Genomic DNA, 16,874 nt, shown 5'->3' with positions numbered 1-16,874 from the left:
CCCCGATCCTATGGAAATTTCGTTAGCATCATTGCTGATCCGGTTGCCGCATCTGCGCCAGTTCATGCCGATAGCGCCTGGGGCTTCTCCCGCTCCAACGCGTGAACGCAGTCGAAAAAGCCGAGCCCGACTGAAAGCCCACAAGGCCTGCTATCTCGCCAATGGACAAGGCAGGATCATCCAACAGTGACGTCGCACGCTTGAAACGCAGTTCGTCCAATTGCTGATGGATAGTCATCCCCGTGGTCTCGTGGAAAGCGCGGGTCAGGTGACGTTTACTCAATTCTGCCAGCGCGGCGAGTTCCTCCAGCGTAGGCGGGGGGCCACCCCCTTCCAGTCTGCGGATGACCTTGCGGTAGGCGGCTCTGGACAAGCCGCCACGAAGATTGCCATCGGCCGGTGTCTCCCGCAAATAGCGGACCAGTTCCACCAGTAACGTCTCGCCCAAAGCGTCAAGCATTTGGGAAGAGGCAAAACCTGGCGTCTCGATCTCTCGCGCAATTCGGAGCATCAGATCGCGGATTGCCGGGCGCTTGACATTAAGACAGGAATTGAGCCGGTTACGCGACTGATCGATCTCCTCGCCCAGCAAGTCCTCCAGCACAGGCGGGCGGAAGAAACACCGGATCGTATTCGTCACCACCCCGTCGGAGCGAATTCGCAGGGGAACGCCGGCAGGCACGAATATCGCACGCCCGATATCGAGAAACTCGCCCGGCGCATCGGGCGTCTCGAACCGTCCTACGGAAAGGCTCTGCTGTAATTGAAGTTGCAGAGACAGGGTATGGACTTTCTCGTCCAAAATGAAGTCCGCCTGCCCGGGCGAAACATGCGTGGCAAGTTGCGCTACGAGAACCGATGTCGAAACACTGACATCGATTCTCGTATCAAAGGCAGATGGCGTTGCTGGCGTCTGATTCACATCCCATCCGGCGATTGCAAAACGATCCGCAATTCATAGCACCCGAATCAACCGGCAGTCAGGATCAGTCCGGACGTTGGCACACCGGTTCCTGCCGTCACGACGACATTACGGCAATCGCCAGGTTGATTGACGCTTTGCCCGCGCACCAGCCTGACGCCCTCGGCCACGCCGTTAAGTCCGTGGATATATGCTTCGCCCAACTGGCCGCCATTGGTATTCACCGGCAACCGGCCACCCCGCGCGATGTTCCCTTCACGCACGAAGTCCGCTGCCTGCCCCTGCGGAGCGAACCCGAAGGCTTCGATCTGGGGTAGAACGAACGGAGAGAAGTGATCGTAGAGGATTGCCGCCTGAATATCATCAGGCCCCAACCCTGCCATCGCGTAAAGCTGATTGGCGACCAGATCCATTTCGGAAAGGCGCGCCACGTCAGGCCTGTAATAACTGGTCATCATCTGTTGATCGTCGCAGGCCCCCTGAGCCGCAGCATTGATGATGACCGGCGGCTGCCGCAATTTTCGCGCACGTTCAGCGGAAGTAACGACCACTGCCACTGCCCCGTCAGATTCCTGGCAGCAATCCAGCAGATGTAGCGGCTCGACAATCCAACGCGATGCCTGATGCTGCTCCAGCGTAATCGGCTGTTGATAGAACCACGCATTCGGATTGGTCGCCGCGAAATCCCGGAAACCGACCGCAATCCGGCCGAAGTCTTCCGACGTTACGCCATATTCGTGCATATAGCGCCGGGCAGACATCGCCACCCAGCTGGCCGGCGACATCAGGCCGAACGGCACATAATAGCCATAATGCGCGATTTCCGCGGTCGGCGTTGCATCCGGCGCAAAACCGGCGCCGAAGCGATATTGAGACCGTTCGTTCATCGCACGGTAGCAGACGACCACTTCGGCCACGCCCGTCGCCACTGCCATCGCCGCATGCATGATCGGCGCACAGGCCGCGCCACCGCCATAATGGATACGGCTGAAGAACTTCAGGTCCCGTCCGCCGATGTTCCGAAACAGCTCGATTTCCGGATTGTTGTCCATCGTATAGGTGGACAGCCCATCGACTTCCTCCGGATCGATTCCGGCATCGGCCAATGCCGCCAGCGTGGCCTCGACCGCAAGGCGCAGTTCGGAGCGCCCGCTGTTCTTGGAAAATTCGGTCGCGCCAATCCCGGTGATGGCTGCCTTGCCCGAGAGAGCGTTCATGCCGCATTCCTTTCAGGGAAATGAAGAGTAACGGTGGCGCCGACATGCTCGCCGATCCGGTTTCGACCGGAAACGGTCACAGCGACTTCACGCTTGGCCTGGTCGACATGGCTCACAGAGCCGTTGATCCGCATGGTATCGCCCACGAAGTTCGGTGCGCCCAGCTTGATTGCGATTTTCCGCACGCGCGCACTGCGCCCTGCCCACTGGCCGACATAGCGCTGGACCAGCCCATTGGTCGTCAGGATGTTCATGAAGATATCCGGCACGCCGGTCGCCTCTGCGGCGGCCTTGTCGTGGTGGACGTTCTCATAATCGTTTGTGGCCAATGCCCCGGCAACAATGGCCGACGCCGTAACCGGAAATTCCAATTCAGGCAGCGCGGCGCCTTCCGTGATCTGTTCAAACTGCATCGAAACCTCCACCAATGGCCGAAAGCGGGCGGGCACGGCCCGCGGCAATGGCTGCACCCAGTTCAGCGAGCATCGGCTGCGCACCACCGAGAGCGGATTCGACCGCCTTCGCGGCCAGGAAAAAGCGATGAATAGGATAAGTAATGTCTGCTCCCATCCCGCCATGCTGGTGTTGCGCTGTGTGCGTCACCCGGTGTCCGCCGATGGCAGCCCAGTATTTGGCGGCGAGAATTTCCGCATCGTCGCAAATGCCCTGGTCGATCAACCATGCCGCACGCCACGTGGTGGAGCGCATCGCCTCGACATCGATGTAACCATCCGCGGCACGTTGCTGGACGGCCTGCATCGAACCGATGGGACGCCCGAACTGTATACGCTCGGATGTGTAGGCGGCTGTTCGCCGCAAAGCCTCCGCTGCAATTCCCAATTGGCTGGCTGACAAAGCAACCCGCATCCGGCCCAGATGCCAGCGCAGCAGATCGGCGGCCCCTTCCCCTGCATCAAGCAACGCATCACCGGAAACATGCACATTTTCGAGATTGAGCAAGGCAAGCGGGGTCAGGTCCGTCCCGGTCTGCGCGTCCCGACGCAATCCTGCACTATCCGCAGGAACCACGAACAGGCCGACTCCGCCTTCATTTTCAAGACGAGCGGACAGCAGAATTGCAGTTGCTTCCATCCCCCAGGCGACGGCCGACTTCACGCCAGACAGACGCCAGCCATTGCCATCGCGCGTGGCGAGAGTTTCAGGCGCTTGCCATGCTGCACCGATTTCATCGCAGGCACTTGCCAGAATGGCCCGGCCCGCTGCGGCCTCGCCAATCAGCGCCGCATGCGCGCCACCAACCATGGCAAGCGTCTGTGCGCAGACAAGCGTTTCGCGCAACGGCACCGGAGCCAGCGTGGCCCCTGCCTGCTCAAGCAGAAACGCCGTTTCGATCATGCCGAAACCGGTGCCGCCGAGATCTTCCTCAATGCCAAGGCCGGTAAGCCCTGCTTCTGCCAACAAACTCCACAGGTCCGCATCGTAGGATTGCGCCGATGCAGCAAAAGCCCGCAGCTGTTCATCCCCGCAAAGGTCCCTCAGAATATTCCGGGCGAGTTCGACGATCGCTTCCTGATCGCTGTTGAGAGCAAATTCCATGGATCAGCCCCCCGTCCTGGCGGGCCGAAAGCCCGGCAGCAGATAACCCGGTTCGACTTCCACGAAGTCCAGTTCCAACGGCATGCCAATGGTCAGATCGCTTGCAGGCAGATCAATGCCATTGGCTACGATCCGCACGCCTTCTTCCAGTTCCACCAGCAGTACCGGCAGAGGATAGTCGAATGTCGGCAGCCGGGGGTGATGCATGGTCACATGGCTGTAAAGCGTACCCTTGCCAGACGCCTTTACGGTTTCCCATTCCAGCGACTGGCACTGCGGGCAGCCGGGGCCCGGCGGGTGGCGAAGATGGCCGCAATCGCTGCATTTCTGGATCAGCAGTTCGCGCTTCGCGATGCCTTCCCAATAATGGGCGTTATCATGCGTGATTGCCGGGCGCGGGTGCGGGAATTCATTGCCCGCACTCTCGGTCGCCGGGGCTTTCGCCTGCGCAAGATTGGGTTTGAACTTCAGCACACGGAACAGCATCCGCCCCACGGGACCCCCGTTCTGGTCCGTGAATTCATAGCGAATGGTTATGAAATGCCCGATGCCGAGACCGGTGCGCTTTTCTTCAGACACATCATCGACAATCGCGGTATAAGATACCCGGTCGCCCTCGACCAGATAGCGATCATATTCCTGCTCGATATTGGTCGCCACGACACCGGTGTAACCGGCCTCGTCGAACAGGTTCAGGACCGGGATACCCTCCTCAGGCAGGCGTCCGCCGGGGCGATAACGCGCCATGGTCCATACTTCCAGCATGGCGGGCGGGCTGACCGGTCCCGGGAACCCTTCGGCCTGGGCGGCTTCCGCATCGACATAGATCGGATTTTCCTCGCCCATGGCCTCGCACCAACGGCGGATCATCGGCACGTTGACCACATCACGCGCCATGGTGGGCTTGCCGGCTTCCTTGCCGATCCACGTCCGGGCGCGGGTGTAAAGATCGCTCACATCATTCATTTCGATCACCTCTTCCTCAGCGCGGCGCACGCGGCATGCCGAGCCCGAACTGCGCAACCATGTCACGCAGCACTTCCACCGCACCGCCACCGAATGTGTTGATCTGGCAAAGCCGGTATTCGCGTTCGATCCGCCCTTGCAGCAAGGCACCGGGCGAACCCGTCCGCACGAGGCCGGCCGCACCCAGAACATCGAGCAGGAGACGCATGACCTTGATCATGCCTTCGGTGCCGAACACCTTTACCCCGCCGGCAAGGTCCGGCTTGGTCGAGCCCTCAGCCACTTCCCAGCCCACGCGGTTGCCCATCGTTTCACTGGCGAGCAACTGGGCATAGGCTTCGGCCAATGCAGATTGCACCCAGGGCAAGTCGATTACCTTGGCGCCGGTTGCCCCGGCTGGCGTTTCCTTCGCCCACGCGACGACCCGGTCGAAATGGCCGTGCGCCGCATAGATCAGCGCTGCGAGCCCGATCCGTTCATGATTGAGCTGTTCGGCAATCAACCGCCAGCCGCCGTTTTCCTGCCCGATGAGCATGTCTGCCGGAACCATCACATCCTGATAGTAGCTGACATTGGTACGGATGCCGCCGACAGTGACGATGGGCGAAAATGAGAAACCCGGATCCCGCGTATCGACCATCAGGATCGAAATACCCTTGTGCGGCGGCGCGTCCGGATCGGTACGACAGGCAAGGAACACATAATCCGCGCCTTCCGCACCGCTGGTGAAGATCTTCTGCCCGTTAATGCGGTATTGGTCCCCTTCCCGCACTGCACGGGTCTTCAACGCGGCAAGGTCGGTTCCCGCTCCCGGCTCGGAGTAGCCAATGGCGAAAATCAGATCGCCTGCGGCTATCTTCGGCAAGATGGTCTGCTTCTGTTTTTCCGTTCCCATCCGCATCAACGCCGGCCCCACGGTATTGACAGTCACGAAGGGAAAAGGCGCGGCAGCAAGAACGAGCTCTTCCAGCAGGATCTTCTGCATGCGGGGGTCCAGCCCCTTGCCACCATATTCGGCCGGCCAGCCGGGGGTCAGCCAGCCATCGCGGCCCATCTGGCGGATCGTTTCACGATAAAGCGGCCCCCCCTCGGCTCCCAGCGTCTCCGCACGAACCTCATCCGTGACCAGCTTGTCCAGATAAGCGCGAAACTCCGCGCGTATGCTGCGCTGTTCATCCGTATATTCGACGCGCATCGGTCAGTTTCCTTCCTGTTCGAACGGCGCGATGCCAAGGCGTTCGAGCACCTCGCCTGTCACCGGCACATATGTCCGCGCATCCGGGTCGACGACAAAGACAGGCTCGCCAGTCAACGCGGGGTCATAGCCCTGCCGTTGAAGCGGCCCCTTGCGGAGCTTGTAAGTGGTGGTCATGTCTGCGGCGGCCGACAGACGAACAAAGACCGGCACGGCATAAGAGGCCAGCCTTGCGCTCGCGAAGGCATAGAAGGCTGCCGGATCGAAAGTACAACCCTCCTCGAAAGTCAGCGCAGCCATGCCCGCGCGCCCTTCGGTTTGCGGTATCCGCACGCCATACACGTTGACCATGTCGATTCCCGGGAATGCGGACAGGACATTTTCCAGTTCCTGAGTGGACACATTCTCACTCTTCCACCGGAACGTGTCGCCCACCCGGTCGACGAAGAACACATAACCGTCTTCGTCGATACGGATGAGATCACCTGACTTCATCCAGGCATCGTCAGGCTTGAACAAACCACGCAGCAGCTTGGCTTCGGTGGCTTCGGCAGACGTATAGCCTTCGAAAAAACCGGCCGGATCGTTGCCGTAAAGCACTTCGGCGACCAGTTCGCCAACTTCATCCGGCCCCGCCAGCACAGGGCGGCCCTCGGCATCCCGCACATACTCACCGGCATCCACGTCCCAGCGAAGCACCCGGATATTGCTGTATTCCGGATAGGGGATGCGCCCTACCGAACCGACAATGTTGTCGACGTTGGTAATTCCGTAATTGGCCTCGGTCGAACCCAGACCTTCGAAGATATTCTCGATCCCGAAGCGATCGACGAATGCCCGCCAGATATCGGGTTTCAGCCCGGCCCCCGCCATATTGCGCAAGGTGTGGTCACGATCGTCCGGCTGCGGCGGGCTCGCCATCAGGTAGCGAATGATTTCGCCGATATAGTAGGCCGCAGTCACTCGATGGCGCCGCACATCCGGCCAGAAACCTGAGCGGCTGAACTTTCGCCGCAACAGCAACGGCACACCGAATGCCAGCGCGGCCGAAGGAACGACCATGCCCCCGGCGCCATGATAGAGCGGCAGGACGCAGTAGAATACGCTGTCCTTGTTGAATTCCATCAGGCCACCCATCATCTCCCCGCTATTGAGGAAGCGCAGGTGGCTCATCTTCGCTGCCTTTGGCAGGCCGGTCGTGCCGGATGTGAAGATGAGATAGAGTGGGTCTGCCGCAACCAGGCCCTGGCGCCATTCCGCTGGCGGATTTTCATCGGAGGCGGCAGCTACCAACTGGGCAAAGTCCTGCTGCCCATCAGCCGGTGCGAAGTCCTTGCCCGCCTCGACATCCACCAACACCGGAATGCCAACCGGCCCGTCCAGAGTATCGAGCGCACCGATCAGGTCGCTGTCGACAATCACCGCCTGCGAATTCACTTGCGTCATGGCATGGCGCAGCACCTCGCCGGTGGCGCTGGTGTTGATCAGCGCAGTAACGATTCCCGCCTTGGACAGCCCCAGCCAAGTCAGCACGAATTCCGGCCGGTTGAGCATCAGCAGCGAAACCACATCGCCCTGCTTCCAGCCCAGGGCGCGTGCGGCATTCGCAATGCGGTTGGCCCGGCGGTTGGCCTCCGCGTAAGTAATGCGCTGCTCCTCGAACAGGATGAACGGCACATCGGCGCTGTCCTTGGCCCGTTCCTCCAGCCGGTCGGGAACGAGGTAGGGCATGTCGCGAGTGAACCCTGCCACGCGCTGTGCGCCCTTCATGAAGCGGGCCATACTTTCCTGGCGCGAAGGGCGCGGGCTATCGACGCTCATCGGCCAACCTCCTGCCCACCCGCATTTGCAAGCAGGAACGGAAGGATCGCTTCATTGAAGCGGGCATTGTCATCACCGGCTATCATATGGCGGGCTCCAGATATTTCGGCCTGCGCGACATGCGGCAGCGCCTGTTTGAGATGATCCATTGTCTCGCGACTGACGACATCGCTCTCGCTTCCGCGGACCACCATGACCGGACCGGGAATGCGCCCGACTGCCGTCATCAGCCTTCGCTCCAGAGCTTCCGGATCCCATTTCTGCTTGCTTCCCGCACTCATGAAGGCCGGGTCCCAGTGCCAGCGGTAGCGGCCATCGTCATCGCGACGCAGGTTCTTCAACAAGCCTTCCGGCCGGCTGGGCCGTTCGCGGTTGCGAGCATAGGCAGCGACAGCCTCCGATGCTTCTTCGAGAGTATCGAATCCATCCATGGTGTCCCGCATGAAAGTGCCGACCCGCTGCGTACCGTGCGCCTCCATCCTGGGAGCGATGTCGACCAGCACGAGCCCGGCGCACGGCGCCTGGGGATCCTCGCCACACGCCAACATCGCCGACAGGCCACCAAGAGAGGCCCCCACGATGACTGGAGGGGCCGGCATCTGTCGCGCAAGCGCGCGCAAATCGTCGGCGAAATGATCGAGTGAGTATTGACCGTCGGGGCACCAGTCGCTTTGCCCATGGCCACGCATGTCTACGGCATAGACACAGAACGTCTGCCCGCCACCATGCTGCGCCAGGTGTTGTGCGGTAGCGCCCCACGACCATCGCGTCTGCCCGCCGCCGTGCAGCAGGATTACCGGCAAGCCATCTTGCGGACCGAACCGGTCCGCCTGAAGCGAAATGCCCGCCGCAACGGGAAATTTGACGATTTCAGCCTGCATCACTCTACCCGAATATCTACGCTTGGCGTCTTCTGTTGGGGCAAACGGTAGAGTACCGCACCGGAGGCAACAAGGCGGCGCAGCCTGTCACGGCCACCTTTGGGCTCTTTTCATAAAATTGGCCCATGCAATAAAAATTGCATGATTGGGAATCGCCTTATCGTTCCAGCGCTTCGCAAACGGCCGCCCCTCGCTGGTGAATGCGCTACGCTGGCAAGTGCACTTGAACGAGATCAGTCATCAAGGAAACGCATTCCATCACGCAACCTCAGCTCGACGTCTCGCGAACGATGAGAGGATGCGTGGGAGTATTGAGTCAGCGCCAGTCCCAGCGACCAGATTGAGTGCAAGTGCGCCCGCTGTCTCTCGCTTGGGGACAACTGAGGCACCCCGTGCATCTTTCCCCGTTCAAGACGCATAAACAGGGCATCAGGCGCCAATTCCATTTCACGCCAACTGGCCAGGAACAATTCACACGATGTAAGGAACAGAGGCGCTTCACCCGCCATCTCATCCACGATCAGCTTGGCAAACAGACCCGCCGCAGGGGCCGCCTGGGCGCGTGGCTCGACCTCCTCCGTGCCCGCCGCCAACATAAAGCGCCTGTGGACCTCTCGATAAAGCGCCATCAGTAATCCGGTGCGGTTCGGGAAATGATACAAGACCGACGAAGGCGCCACTTTGGCGCGTGCGGCAATCTTCCGATAGCTCAACGCATCCGCGCCCACCTCAGCCGTCAGGGCCACGCAAACGTCCAGCAGACGCGCGTACAGGCCTTCCCCTTCTCCCGACGGGTCACTGTCAGGACGAGTTCTTTCATGCCTGGTCCGGTACCGTTCCAGCCAGAATCCACCATCCCAATCGCGTGCGCCGCAGGCAGAGCGAAACAGTTCGCGATTCAATATGTCATTCTCGCAGCGGAACCGCCCCGGCGCGCTCACCAGTGCAGCGCCGATCAGCAGCTCGACAAGAAACTGCGCATCACCCGTTCCCGCCACTCCGACACTTTCGAAAGCGGTTACCGTTCCTGCCAGCCACCGCGAGGCCAGATCACCATAGGACGCATCTCTGACCGCATGGACGAGAAGATGAAGGATCACCGACGTAAGAGTCGCGCGCCCTTCTTCACGCAGCCATTCCTGCATGACCGATGTCGCCATTTCGACGATTACACCCTGACGGGCAGGTTCTGCCACGCGTTCCGCATGCGGGAGAACCACAGGCAGCAACGCTGCTGCGGTAACCTCCAAATGGCAATCCACAGCCCGCGCATATATTCCGTGCAGCAAACTCTCCTTGGCGCGAAAGTGATGTTGCACGGCAGGGGCCGAAACACCCGCCCGATCCGCAATCGCACGAACGCTGGCGCCATCAGGCCCAGCCCCGGCGACCAGAGCCATGCCGGCATCCAGAATCAGATCCACCGTCTTTGTCGTGGCCATCGCTCGCCCCTAGCAGAACAGTCTTCAGCTCACCAAATACACGGCGCCGGAAAAACATTCGTATTGTATTTTCTCAGAAGGCCGGATTGCACGAGGTATTTCCTCACATTTATCTCTGATCTATGGGAATATTCCATATGGATTACCCTCCGGTACGCACAATCCACATTGAAACGAGTGTATTGTATCGTTAAGCAACGCCCAATCTAAAACAAATCTCAAAACCCCCGCCAGGAAGAAGAAAGGGATAGGCCAGATGATAGCAAAATGCATGAAAACGGGCCTTATGGCTCTGGCTGCGGCATCTTTGACCACATCCGCAGCGGCACACGCGGATCATCCTGCCTTTGTGCCCGATGCCCCCGCGCAAGAGGCGGTCGGCTGGACCGAGCCGCCCAGATCCGATCCCGATACGATCCGGTTTATCGTAATCGGCGACCGCACCGGGCTCGCCCGACCAGGTGTGTTCGAACAGGCTGTAAAGCAGGCTGATGGATTGCGGCCGGAATTCGTTATCAATGTCGGCGATCTGATCGAAGGCTACACGTCCGATGCGGCGGAATTGGCGCGCGAATGGAACGAAATCGACGCCGCCATCGCGGCAACCCGCACTCCGTTTTTCTTCGTTGCCGGCAACCACGATCTTGGCAACCAGTTGATGCTGGATAGCTGGCGTCGGCAGCGGGGCGAGCCGTATTATGCCTTCACATGGAAAGGCGCCCTGTTCCTCGTACTTGACACGGAAGATCCGCCTATTGACATGCCTCCGGCTTTCGCCGCCCAATTTCATCAACTGGCAGCCGCAATGAAAGTCGACCCGAAAGGTGCGGAGGAACAGCTCGGCGCAGCGCTGGCAGACGTTAACGCCAAACGCGCAAGTGGGGCCTCCGACCCTGCTATGAAAGCGATGGAAAGCGCACGTTTCAGCGACAAACAAGTGCAATGGGCGATCGACGTCCTTCGCCGGCACGCTGACGCCCGCTGGACGTTCGTATTGATGCACAAACCAGCCTGGAAACTCAATTCAGCGCAGTTCACCGAGATAGAAACCGCATTGGGCGACCGAGGGTACACAGTCATTGCCGGTCACAATCACTATTATGCCTACGAACAGCGCAACGGGCGCGACTATATTACCATGGGCACGGCCGGAGCCGTATCGCACCAGCATGGCCCCGGCGAGATGGACCATCTGGCATGGGTCACTCTCGAAAACGACGATGCCCCTTCGATAAGCCTGCTGAAGCTGACAGGTATTCTCGACCGCGAAGGGGAAAGTCATCAGCCACTCGCCAAATAGCCCGGATGCTCCTGTCGGCGGCGGCACTGCGTCGGTTTGCTTTATATCGTCAGTGTCACGTCGACATAACTGTACAGTGTTTCACCGAAACGATTGCGGTTGGGCGCTTCCCTGAGGAAATGCCCACGGATCAACGCCGCACCACCGGCTTCAAGCCGCAACGTGCCGGGAAGAAGCCAATAGCGGACACGAGCTTCCACCTGATGCCCTGCAAACCTGCCTGATTCCCCCGATCCATCCCGTATGCCCGTACTGGCGAAGCTGTCAGTCCCGCTCTCCAGCCAGGCTGCACGATAGAAAACGAAGCCATCCCATCGTTTGGATGGCTTTACCGCAAGGCGGATTCCCGGTGAGTTGATATTGCTGCGCCCCAGAGGTCCGTAAATGCCGGTTGGGCCATAATCGGACCGTCGCGGACCATACAGGCTGTCGAAACGGCCGTATTTCCCATCAGGGCCGTCACCAGTCGCCACATCATATTCGAGCGCCAGACGCGGTTGCCACGGCCCGGAGAAACTGTAGCCGACTTCAGCGTGCAGCATATGGGCAGACACATCCTGCTTGCGCGCGTCAGGAGACGAGTTCTCGCTGATGTGACCAAACTGATAGGCATACTCGAACTCGTAATCGAACACGCCCGGCGCCGGATCGCGATAGATCCGCACACCGGGTGTAAAGAGATGCCGATCACGCGTATTCCGGCCGGCCCGGTCATCCTCATCGAGCGCGAAGAAATATAGGTCCAGGTTATTGGGCCCCAGGGCCTGCCCCTTGCTGAAGATTCCGCCCCAGAAAAGCAGATCGCGGCCCTCCCGATCCCATTGCACCTTGTTGTTCAGAATGTCGGCCTTGCCAGAAGGGCGGCGCTGTTGGGGGTAGGTATAGAACAACGTGAGCTGTTCCCTCGCGCTGCCGCGAACCGCAAGTTTCAGACCTGTAAATGCATTGGTCGTGTTGCGAAAACCATTGCGCCCGACCAGCCGTCGCCCTCCCAGATCGAGCACGAAGCGCCCGACATCCAGACTGGCAGAACTACCCGGCCCGAAAACAGGCCCGAAATCGGCACCGATATAGGCCTGCACCGGTTCAAACGTGTTGACTTCACCTGTACCGACAGAGCTTCCAGTGCTTGCGCCATAGGCTCGCGCATCGATCAATTCCCCGCCAATACGGACCGGTCCCGTGCGGTATTCCGCCGCGATCGCAGTTCGTATCGTGAACAATTCGGCATTCTCGTCCAGCCCCGGACGGAACTGGTTCGCCAACGCTTCGAAGCGAACACGAACACTTGCGGTGATCTTGAAATCGGCGGGATCACCCAGCGCTTCCTGCAGCGTCCAGGGTTCATCGGCAGCCAGGACCTCTGCCGGGCTGACCACAATGGCAAGCGCGGCGATGCATGGGCCGGATAACAGGCGTGCGATCATCTTTTCATCCTTTCTCTAAGATCGCGAAGCCTCCGGTGGTCCGGTCAGCGTCGAAAGCGCTCAAAAAGCTCCGAGGCGCTTCTTTTCGGTAACGTCTATCTGCACCACCCGTCCTTCATGGACCGTGACGGCGACATTGCCATAGCGAAGTCCCAGAAGCGCTTTCCGCAACTCGCCCAAGCTCTCTTCCAGGTTTTTGCCTTTGGCGTCTGATTGCGAAAACTCCGTCATTGTGGCGCACCATTTGCAGCGAACAGGCGTGCACGTTTGATAGACAAACCAAGACGGCTGCCGATCGCCGGCGGAGCGGCGTCAGCGACAACGTCGACTTCCACGATGCGGCTGGAACCATCCACCGTGCCCTCGACCCGCCAACTCCCGCCGCGTCGATAGACTCCCGTCACGAGCAACGGCAGGGCGTCCGCCCCACCGGCATCGAGCACCACGTCGTGAGGCCGAAAATCAAGCCGCGCTCCGCCATTTCCGGTCTCTCCGGACAGTCGGTAGATAGGCCGTTCGTGGAAATATGCGCTCCCTTCGAACAGATCCACCGGCAAGCTGTTGCTGTCGCCCACAAAACGCGAGACGAACCCGCTGCTCGGTGTCATGTAGACTTCTTCCGGCGAACCTACCTGCTCGATTGTCCCCTGCTCCATCACGACCACCCGATCGGCAAGCTCCAGCGCCTCCTCCTGATCATGCGTGACGAATATCGACGTCAGCCCCATCTGCTCGTGCAGTTGGCGGAGCCAGCGCCGTAATTCCTTGCGAACTTTCGCATCGAGCGCTCCGAAGGGCTCATCCAGCAGCAGCAATTGCGGCTCGACGGCAAGGGCGCGCGCCAGTGCAACCCGCTGACGCTGGCCGCCGGAAAGCTGCGCAGGATAACGGTCCCCCAAACCACCGAGCTGGACCAGTTCGAGAAGCTCACGCGCGCGTGACCGGATTTTAGCCTTTGGCGGACGTTCTTTACGGGGCCGCACCGAAAGCCCGAAGCCGACATTGTCGAGGACGGTCATGTGCTTGAACAGCGCATAGTGCTGGAACACGAAACCAACCTTGCGGTCCGCGACCCCAAGGGCAGTCACATCCTCTCCGTGAAAACGCACCTGTCCCTGATCCGGGAAGGCCAGCCCTGCCATGATCCGCAGAAGCGTGGTCTTGCCCGACCCGGAAGGCCCCAGCAACGCGAGAAACTCTCCGTCCCGAACCGTCAGATCTACGCCATTCAGGGCAGCGAACGTACCGAAGCGTTTGGAAATATTATGCAAGGCGATCAATGCCGGACACTCCCATGCGAATAGTCGAATTTCCATTCGAGCGTGGATTTGAGGACGAGCGTCAGCAGCGCCAGCAGGGCCAGGAGCGACGCAACTGCGAAAGCGGCCGTAAAGTTGTACTCGTTGTAGAGGATCTCCACATGCAACGGCATGGTATTGGTCAGTCCGCGCAAGTGGCCGGACACCACCGATACCGCCCCGAACTCTCCCATGGCCCGGGCATTGCAGAGCAGGACGCCATAGAGCAGGCCCCAGCGGATGTTGGGCAAGGTGACGCGCAGGAACGTCTGCAAACCTCCAGCCCCCAGCGAAAGGGCCGCTTCCTCGTCGTCACGTCCCTGTTCCGCCATCAGCGGTATAAGCTCGCGCGCAATGAAGGGAAACGTCACGAACACTGTCGCCATCACAATGCCAGGGACCGCAAAAATGATACGGATTCCGTGCTCGATCAGCCATGGGCCGAACCAGCCCTGCGCGCCGAACAGCAGGACATAGACAAGGCCCACGACCACCGGCGAAACGGAAAACGGCAGGTCGATGAATGTGATAAGCAAGCTTTTACCGGGAAAATCGAACTTGGTGATTGCCCAAGCGGCGCAAATCCCGAAAATGACGTTGAGCGGTACACTGATCCCGGCCACCAGCAGCGTCAGCTTGATCGCGGCGAGAGCATCCGGTTCGGTCAGCGCGGCGACGAACACCGCCACTCCCTTGGACAAAGCCTCCACGAACACTGCGATCAGCGGCAGGAGCAGAAAAAGCGCTACAAACGCAGTTGCGGCAAGGGTCAACGCGATCCGGACCATCCGGTCCCCGCGAAATGGGACAGAGACGCTCATGAGTTCACCACCTTTCGCCGGCTCCACGCCTGCGCCACATTTATGAGCAGAAGCACTCCGAAAGATGCGAGCAGCATGACGGTGGCGATGGCTGTCGCCGCGCCGTAGTCGAACTGTTCCAGCTGCGTAACGATCAGGAGAGGAGCGATTTCGGACTTGTAGGGCATATTGCCCGCGATGAAGATGACGGAGCCATACTCCCCAATCCCACGGGCCAGAGCGAGCGCGAAACCAGTCAGCAGTGCAGGCGTGATGGCCGGCAGGATGACGTAGCGAAAAACCTGCCAGGGCCGCGCGCCCAGTGAGAGAGCCGCTTCCTCCACTTCAACGCTGAGGTCGGCGAGCACCGGTTCGACCGAACGCACGATGAAAGGCAGACCTACGAAGATGAGAGCGACCGTAATGCCAAGTGGCGTATAGGCGACCTGTATTCCAAGCGGATCGAGGAACTGCCCGATCCAACCGTTGGTGGCATAGAGAGTAGTCAACGCAATGCCCGCCACCGCCGTTGGCAGCGCGAATGGCAAGTCGACCATCGCATTCAACAGGCGTTTGCCGGGAAAGTCATAGCGCACGAAAACCCAAGCCGTTAGCAGGCCGAACACACCATTGACGATTGCAGCGGCAAAGGCAGTGCCGAAACTGACGATGTAGGCAGCCATCGCGCGATCAGAAAAACCGACCGCCTTGAAGTCGCTCCAGCCCAGGCCTGCCGCCCTTAGAAACAAGGCGCTGAGCGGCAGCAGGACAATCAAAGACAGCCATGCCAATGTGAAACCCATGGTCAGGCCGAACCCTGGAATGATGGACTTTCTGGTGCGCGTGGCCATTGGCTGCGCATGTGTGCGCCGCGCTGCGAAAGGTTCTTTCAATGCGATTTCCATCACGGCTCACTTTCGACCATCGGCGAAAATCCGGTCGAATATGCCGCCGTCACTGAAGAAGCGCTTCTGCGCGGCCTGCCAGCCACCAAAAGCCTGATCGACCGTCACCAGATTCACCTTCGGAAAGACATCGGCGAATTTCTTCTGAGCAGCCGGATCGACCGGGCGGTAGTAATTTTTTCCAATAATATCCTGAGCTTCAGGCGTATAAAGGAACCGCAGATAGGCTTCCGCCACTTTCTCCGTCCCGTGCCGTTTTGCGTTTCCGTCAAGCACTGTGACCGGCGGCTCCGCCAGAATGGAGAGCGAAGGAACCACGATATCGAACTTGTCCTCGCCCAGTTCCTTCCGAGCGAGAAAGGCTTCGTTTTCCCACGTAAGCAAAACGTCGCCAATCCCCCGTTCAGCAAACGTAGTGGTCGCACCACGGGCACCGCTGTCGAGCACCGGAACATGGGCGTAGAGCTTTTTGACGAAATCCTGCGCTGCCGTATCTGAACCATACTTGCCCTTGGCAAACGCCCAGGCGGCGAGGAAATTCCATCGGGCGCCACCACTGGTTTTCGGATTAGGCGTAATCACGGCGACGCCCGGCTTTATCAGGTCGTTCCAGTCGGAAACCCCCTTCGGATTGCCCTTGCGCACAAGGAAGACGATCGTAGAAGTATAAGGTGCGCTGTTGTTGGGGAGCCGCGTTTGCCAGCCCTTTGACAGAGCCGGTGTCTTTTCCGCAATCTCATCAATATCATAGGCAAGGGCCAAAGTGGCCACATCGGCATCAAGACCATCCATGATCGCTCGCGCCTGCTTGCCCGCACCGCCGTGGCTCATGTTGATAGTGACATCCTCTCCGGTTTCGGCCTTCCATCGGGCTTGAAACTTCGGGTTGATCTCCTCGTAGAGTTCACGCGTGGGATCATAGGATACGTTCAGTATCTCGATCCGTTTGCTGCCGCCTTCGCCAGCCTCACCTCGCGAGGCGCCACCTGAGCAGCCGGCCAGCAGGGCAGCGCCAAGCAGCGCAACAGTGAACGGCAGGCACTTTCCGGAAATCTTCACTTCGCATTCTCCCTGTTCAGGCCGGACGCACTTGTCCAAGAGCCGGAGGACAATCCCCCTTATCTCTACCTGCTAAATAGGGAT

General features: G+C 59.8%; 16 protein-coding genes. 1 reads left to right on the top strand and 15 read right to left on the bottom strand.

Going from position 1 to position 16,874, the window contains the following annotated elements:
- Nucleotides 1-28: 28 nt before the first annotated feature.
- The 9 genes from MB02_RS12115 to MB02_RS12075 form a co-directional block, all read right to left on the bottom strand.
- On the bottom strand, nucleotides 29-922 hold the full coding sequence (locus tag MB02_RS12115) for a helix-turn-helix domain-containing protein (RefSeq protein WP_067537692.1): 894 nt from the start codon (nucleotides 920-922) through the stop codon (nucleotides 29-31).
- A 47-nt stretch (nucleotides 923-969) separates the two neighbouring features.
- Nucleotides 970-2,139, bottom strand: a complete 1,170-nt coding sequence (locus MB02_RS12110) for a lipid-transfer protein (RefSeq protein WP_067537690.1) — start codon at nucleotides 2,137-2,139, stop codon at nucleotides 970-972.
- Nucleotides 2,136-2,552 carry a MaoC/PaaZ C-terminal domain-containing protein gene (locus MB02_RS12105; protein ID WP_067537688.1) on the bottom strand — a complete coding sequence of 139 codons (417 nt, stop codon included), beginning with the start codon at nucleotides 2,550-2,552 and terminating at the stop codon, nucleotides 2,136-2,138. The genes MB02_RS12110 and MB02_RS12105 overlap by 4 nt, the downstream gene beginning before the upstream one ends.
- Nucleotides 2,542-3,696, bottom strand: a complete 1,155-nt coding sequence (locus tag MB02_RS12100; protein ID WP_067537686.1) for an acyl-CoA dehydrogenase family protein — start codon at nucleotides 3,694-3,696, stop codon at nucleotides 2,542-2,544. Before MB02_RS12100 ends, MB02_RS12105 begins: the two co-directional genes overlap by 11 nt.
- Nucleotides 3,697-3,699: 3 nt before the next feature.
- Nucleotides 3,700-4,662: a bifunctional MaoC family dehydratase N-terminal/OB-fold nucleic acid binding domain-containing protein gene (locus MB02_RS12095; protein WP_170304724.1), complete on the bottom strand. Its 963-nt coding sequence runs from the start codon at nucleotides 4,660-4,662 to the stop codon at nucleotides 3,700-3,702.
- 16 nt (nucleotides 4,663-4,678) lie between these two features.
- Nucleotides 4,679-5,857 (bottom strand): acyl-CoA dehydrogenase family protein, encoded by a 1,179-nt coding sequence (locus MB02_RS12090; RefSeq protein WP_067537683.1) that lies wholly within the window; start codon nucleotides 5,855-5,857, stop codon nucleotides 4,679-4,681.
- A gap of 3 nt (nucleotides 5,858-5,860) precedes the next feature.
- On the bottom strand, nucleotides 5,861-7,678 hold the full coding sequence (locus MB02_RS12085) for a long-chain-acyl-CoA synthetase (RefSeq protein WP_067537682.1): 1,818 nt from the start codon (nucleotides 7,676-7,678) through the stop codon (nucleotides 5,861-5,863).
- Entirely contained in the window at nucleotides 7,675-8,559 is an 885-nt protein-coding gene (locus tag MB02_RS12080) for an alpha/beta fold hydrolase (protein ID WP_067537680.1), read from the bottom strand. Before MB02_RS12080 ends, MB02_RS12085 begins: the two co-directional genes overlap by 4 nt.
- A 233-nt stretch (nucleotides 8,560-8,792) precedes the next feature.
- Nucleotides 8,793-10,001 carry a TetR/AcrR family transcriptional regulator gene (locus MB02_RS12075; protein WP_067537678.1) on the bottom strand — a complete coding sequence of 403 codons (1,209 nt, stop codon included), beginning with the start codon at nucleotides 9,999-10,001 and terminating at the stop codon, nucleotides 8,793-8,795.
- 271 nt (nucleotides 10,002-10,272) lie between these two features.
- Between MB02_RS12075 and MB02_RS12070 the strand changes: the two genes are divergently transcribed.
- On the top strand, nucleotides 10,273-11,301 hold the full coding sequence (locus MB02_RS12070) for a metallophosphoesterase family protein (RefSeq protein WP_067537675.1): 1,029 nt from the start codon (nucleotides 10,273-10,275) through the stop codon (nucleotides 11,299-11,301).
- 41 nt (nucleotides 11,302-11,342) lie between these two features.
- Here MB02_RS12070 and MB02_RS12065 read toward each other — a convergent pair whose 3' ends face one another.
- Genes MB02_RS12065 through MB02_RS12045 form a run of 6 tightly spaced genes read right to left on the bottom strand, consistent with a single transcriptional unit; the run spans nucleotide 11,343 to nucleotide 16,790 of the window.
- Entirely contained in the window at nucleotides 11,343-12,728 is a 1,386-nt protein-coding gene (locus tag MB02_RS12065; protein WP_235829499.1) for an alginate export family protein, read from the bottom strand.
- 60 nt (nucleotides 12,729-12,788) lie between these two features.
- Entirely contained in the window at nucleotides 12,789-12,959 is a 171-nt protein-coding gene (locus tag MB02_RS17475) for a YezD family protein (protein WP_082826159.1), read from the bottom strand.
- Entirely contained in the window at nucleotides 12,956-14,008 is a 1,053-nt protein-coding gene (locus tag MB02_RS12060) for a sulfate/molybdate ABC transporter ATP-binding protein (RefSeq protein WP_082826158.1), read from the bottom strand. The genes MB02_RS17475 and MB02_RS12060 overlap by 4 nt, the downstream gene beginning before the upstream one ends.
- Nucleotides 14,005-14,847, bottom strand: a complete 843-nt coding sequence (cysW, locus tag MB02_RS12055; RefSeq protein WP_067538043.1) for a sulfate ABC transporter permease subunit CysW — start codon at nucleotides 14,845-14,847, stop codon at nucleotides 14,005-14,007. The genes MB02_RS12060 and cysW overlap by 4 nt, the downstream gene beginning before the upstream one ends.
- A complete protein-coding gene (cysT, locus tag MB02_RS12050) occupies nucleotides 14,844-15,719 on the bottom strand; it encodes a sulfate ABC transporter permease subunit CysT (protein WP_268872970.1) in 876 nt (291 codons plus the stop codon). Before cysT ends, cysW begins: the two co-directional genes overlap by 4 nt.
- Before the next feature lie 18 nt (nucleotides 15,720-15,737).
- Nucleotides 15,738-16,790: a sulfate ABC transporter substrate-binding protein gene (locus MB02_RS12045; protein WP_328585423.1), complete on the bottom strand. Its 1,053-nt coding sequence runs from the start codon at nucleotides 16,788-16,790 to the stop codon at nucleotides 15,738-15,740.
- Nucleotides 16,791-16,874: the final 84 nt, after the last annotated feature.

It is taken from the genome of Croceicoccus estronivorus (genome assembly GCF_001625325.1).
Classification (GTDB): Bacteria; Pseudomonadota; Alphaproteobacteria; order Sphingomonadales; family Sphingomonadaceae; genus Caenibius; species Caenibius estronivorus.
This window is presented reverse-complemented; position numbering and strand designations above follow the sequence as displayed.